The following is a 3,518-nucleotide window of genomic DNA, read 5'->3' on the forward strand; positions in this document are numbered from 1 at the left end:
TCCTCCGGTCCTGGGCTCGGCTCAGGGCCGGAGGACGCGCGGTCACAGCTGCGGGGCGACCTTCGAGGCGATCAGCTCGAGGTGGTCCAGGTCGGACAGGTCCAGCACCTGCAGGTAGAGGCGGGTGACGCCGGTGGCCTCGCGGTAGCGGCCGATCTTGTCGACCACCTCGTCCACGGTGCCTGCCAGGCCGTTCTGCTTCACCTCGTCGGTCTCGCGGCCGATCGCGGCGGCGCGGCGGGCGAACTCGGCGTCGTCCTTGCCGACCGCCACCACCTGGGCCGCGGAGCGGATGACCGCCTTCGGGTCGCGGCCGATCTCGCGGCACGCGGCGTCCACGCGCTCGAACTGGGTGGCGGCGGTGGCGGCGTCGACGAACGCGGCGTTGAACTCGTCGGCGAAGCGGGCCGCGAGCGCCGGGGTGCGCTTCTTGCCGCCACCGCCGATGATCACCGGCGGGCGCGGCGACTGGGCCGGCTTGGGCAGCGCGGGCGCGTCGGCGAGCTGGTAGTGCTTGCCGTCGAAGGAGAACGTCTCGCCCTCGGGGGTCTCCCACAGGCCGGTGATGATCTCCAGCTGCTCGGCGTAGAGGTCGAAGCGCTCCTTGATCTCCGGCATCGGGATGCCGTAGGCCTGGTGCTCGGCGTCGTACCAGCCGGAACCGAGTCCGAAGTCGACGCGGCCGCCGGACATCTGGTCGACCTGCGCCACGGAGATCGCCAGCACCGACGGGTGCCGGAACGTCGCGGCGGTGACCAGCGTGCCCAGCCGGATGCGGGAGGTCTCGCGGGCCAGCGCGCCGAGGGTCACCCAGGCGTCGGTCGGGCCGGGCAGCCCGGAGGCGGAGCCCATCTTCAGGAAGTGGTCGGAACGGAAGAAGGCGTCGAAGCCGTTGTCCTCGGTCGCCTTGGCGACGCGCAGGAGATCGTCGTAGCTCGCGCCCTGCTGCGGTTCGGTGAAGATCCTCAAGTCCACGGTCTCCACCCTATCGATTCAGGTGCGGCGCACGCGGTGCAGCAGCTGCACGATCACCGCTTCGATCTGGGCGCCGACCTTCTTCGGGTCGGGTGAGCTGGCGATCTCGGTCGCCGCGCTGTGCAGGGCCCCGAACAGCAGCCGCGCGGTGATCTCGACCGGGACCTCGTCCACCTCGCCCGCCTCGATCAGGTCCTCCAGGCTCGACCGGATCAGCCCGAAGCTCGCCCTGTCCTCGGCCTCCCGCCAGCGCTCCCAGCCCATCACCACCGGCGCCTCGTGGATCGCGATCCGCTGGTAGGCCGGGTCGAGGCAGCTGGAGATGAACTCCCGCAGCCCAGCCAGCGCCCGCTCCCACGGCGTGCCGCTGCCGCCCATGATCTCTTCCAGGCGCCCGAAAACCCGGCTCTCCACCTTCTCGAACGCCGCTTCGAAGAGCGCCTGCTTTCCACTGAAATGGTGATACAGGGCACCTTTCGTGACCCGGGCGCGCTTGGCGACCTCGTCGAGCGAAGTGCCGGCGTAGCCCCGTTTGGTGAACAGCTCCACAGCACTGTTCACCAGGGCCGACCGCGTGGACTCCGAATAGTCGAGACGCCTGGACCGCATTGTCACCACGCTCACAAGCTTACGCCGGTTTCCGTTTCCATACCCGTGGTATGTTCGCAGTGTCGGCACCATACCGACGGTATGCTTCAAACCCAGAGTATGGCCGGGGTCACAACTTGGGGAGGACCCGTGAGCTGGAACGACTTCTACCGACGGCGCGACATCCTGGACGCCGTCCTGACCGCGGCGGCCCGCGACCCGCAGGGCCCGCTGCCCTTCGACGAGATCCCCGGTGCCGAGAAGGCCTTCGGCACGCGCGAAAACCTCATGCTCGCGCTGCACTACCGGTGGACCCAGCTGCTCAGCGGCCACCTGCGCGCCCAGGTCGAGAGCGACAACGACCACGTGGACGCCGTCAAGCGCGCCTGGACCGCCGCGGTCCGGCGCAACCGCGCGTTGTACGAGGTCGTCGCCGCCCATCGCGACGAATACCCGGCGCTGAAGGCCGCGCACCGCGCCGAGCAGGCGATGCTCGCCATCGCGGCCGCGCTGGCCGAGCCGGACGAGCCGGTGGACGAGGTGGCCAAGGTCGGCGCGGCCTTCGAGGCCCTGCTGAGCGAAGGTCCCGGGCTGCGTCCGGCGCGCCCGTTCGACCGCCTGCTGCGCATGCTGGCCCCGAGCGCGTGATCTTCCCCAGGCCCCGCCCGTCTCCCACCGCCACCCTCAACGGTGACGCTCCGCGTCGCTCTACTATCGCGAACATGAAAACCTGGACCGAGGCCGACATCCCCGACCAGACGGGCCGCACGGTGCTCGTCACCGGCGCGAACTCCGGCCTCGGTCTGCAAACCTCCCTCGTGCTGGCCGCCAAGGGCGCGCGCGTGCTGATCGCCTGCCGCAACCCGGAGCGCGGCGAGCAGGCGCTGCGCACCGTCTCGGCGGGCGCGGCGGTCGCTCCCGAACTGATCTCCCTGGACCTCGCCGACCTGTCGTCGGTACGCGCGGCGGCGGCCCGCGCCGAGGAGATCACCGGCGGGAAACTCGACGTCCTGATCAACAATGCCGGCCTGATGGCCGCCCCGAAGGGCCGCACCAAGGACGGCTTCGAGCTGCAGTTCGGCACCAACCACCTGGGCCACGCGGCACTGACCTGGCTGCTCATGCCCGCCCTGCGGCGCGGCACCAACGCCCGCGTGGTGACGTTGTCCAGCCTCGCCGCCACCGGCGGCCGCGTCGACTTCGACGACCCCGGCTTCGAGCACCGGCGCTACAACCCGGCCGCGGCGTACAGCCAGTCCAAGATCGCCAATCAGATCTTCGCGCTGGAACTGGACCGCCGTCTGCGGGCCGCCGGTGACGACGTGATCAGCGTGGCCGCCCACCCGGGCTACACGGCCACCAACCTGAACTCCAACATGGCCAACGCGCAGGGCCACCCGGTCGTGCGCAAGCTCGTCGGCGGCGTGACCTTCCTGGGCGATCTGCTCATCGCGCAGGGTGTCCGCACCGGCGCACTGCCATCCCTGATCGCGGCTACCGCGCCGGACGTCAACGGCGGCGACTACATCGGCCCGCGCCTGTTCCGCGGCATCCGCGGCAACCCCACCGTGGTGCCGCCGCTGCGGGCCGCGCTGGACCGCGAGAACGGCCGCAAGCTGTGGGACCTGACGGCCAAGCTGACCGGCGTGACCCCCGACCCAGCGTAGGTCATCCGCCCCGTCCGGGGGCGTACGCTGGGGCGCGTGACTGTTGTGCCTGAAGGTCGGAAGCTGCTGCGGCTCGAGGTCCGCAACAGTGAAACGCCGATCGAGAAGAAGCCGTCCTGGATCAAGACCCGCGCGAAGATGGGGCCGGAGTTCACCGAGCTCAAAGGCCTGGTCCGCCGGGAGGGCCTGCACACGGTCTGTGAGGAGGCGGGCTGTCCCAACATCTACGAGTGCTGGGAGGACCGCGAGGCGACCTTCCTCATCGGCGGTGACCAGTGCACCCGCCGC

General features: G+C 70.5%; 4 protein-coding genes and 1 pseudogene. 3 read left to right on the top strand and 2 right to left on the bottom strand.

The features are described 5' to 3' along the window. Window positions 1-42: 42 nt before the first annotated feature. On the bottom strand, window positions 43-975 hold the full coding sequence (locus ACCP09_RS40055) for an LLM class F420-dependent oxidoreductase (protein WP_027934768.1): 933 nt from the start codon (window positions 973-975) through the stop codon (window positions 43-45). Between the two features lie 18 nt (window positions 976-993). Continuing rightward, window positions 994-1,584 (bottom strand): TetR/AcrR family transcriptional regulator, encoded by a 591-nt coding sequence (locus tag ACCP09_RS40060; protein WP_378363360.1) that lies wholly within the window; start codon window positions 1,582-1,584, stop codon window positions 994-996. Between the two features lie 129 nt (window positions 1,585-1,713). On the opposite strand from ACCP09_RS40060, the gene ACCP09_RS40065 reads away from it, so the two are divergent. The 3 genes and pseudogenes from ACCP09_RS40065 to ACCP09_RS40075 form a co-directional block, all read left to right on the top strand. After that, complete coding sequence (locus ACCP09_RS40065) at window positions 1,714-2,211, top strand: hypothetical protein (RefSeq protein ID WP_433754318.1); 498 nt, start codon at window positions 1,714-1,716, stop codon at window positions 2,209-2,211. 74 nt (window positions 2,212-2,285) lie between these two features. Further along, window positions 2,286-3,230: an oxidoreductase gene (locus ACCP09_RS40070; RefSeq protein ID WP_123685338.1), complete on the top strand. Its 945-nt coding sequence runs from the start codon at window positions 2,286-2,288 to the stop codon at window positions 3,228-3,230. 36 nt (window positions 3,231-3,266) lie between these two features. Continuing rightward, window positions 3,267-3,518: pseudogene (locus ACCP09_RS40075) on the top strand (lipoyl synthase); the annotation flags it as partial.

Source organism: Amycolatopsis sp. 3B14 (assembly GCF_050958625.1).
GTDB classification, from domain to species: domain Bacteria; phylum Actinomycetota; class Actinomycetes; order Mycobacteriales; family Pseudonocardiaceae; genus Amycolatopsis_E; species Amycolatopsis_E thermoflava.

Coding starts and splice junctions, on each gene's coding strand:
- ACCP09_RS40060 (WP_378363360.1), bottom strand. CDS start 1,584: ATGCGGTCCAGGCGTCTCGACTATTCGGAGTCCACGCGGTCGGCCCTG.
- ACCP09_RS40070 (WP_123685338.1), top strand. CDS start 2,286: ATGAAAACCTGGACCGAGGCCGACATCCCCGACCAGACGGGCCGCACG.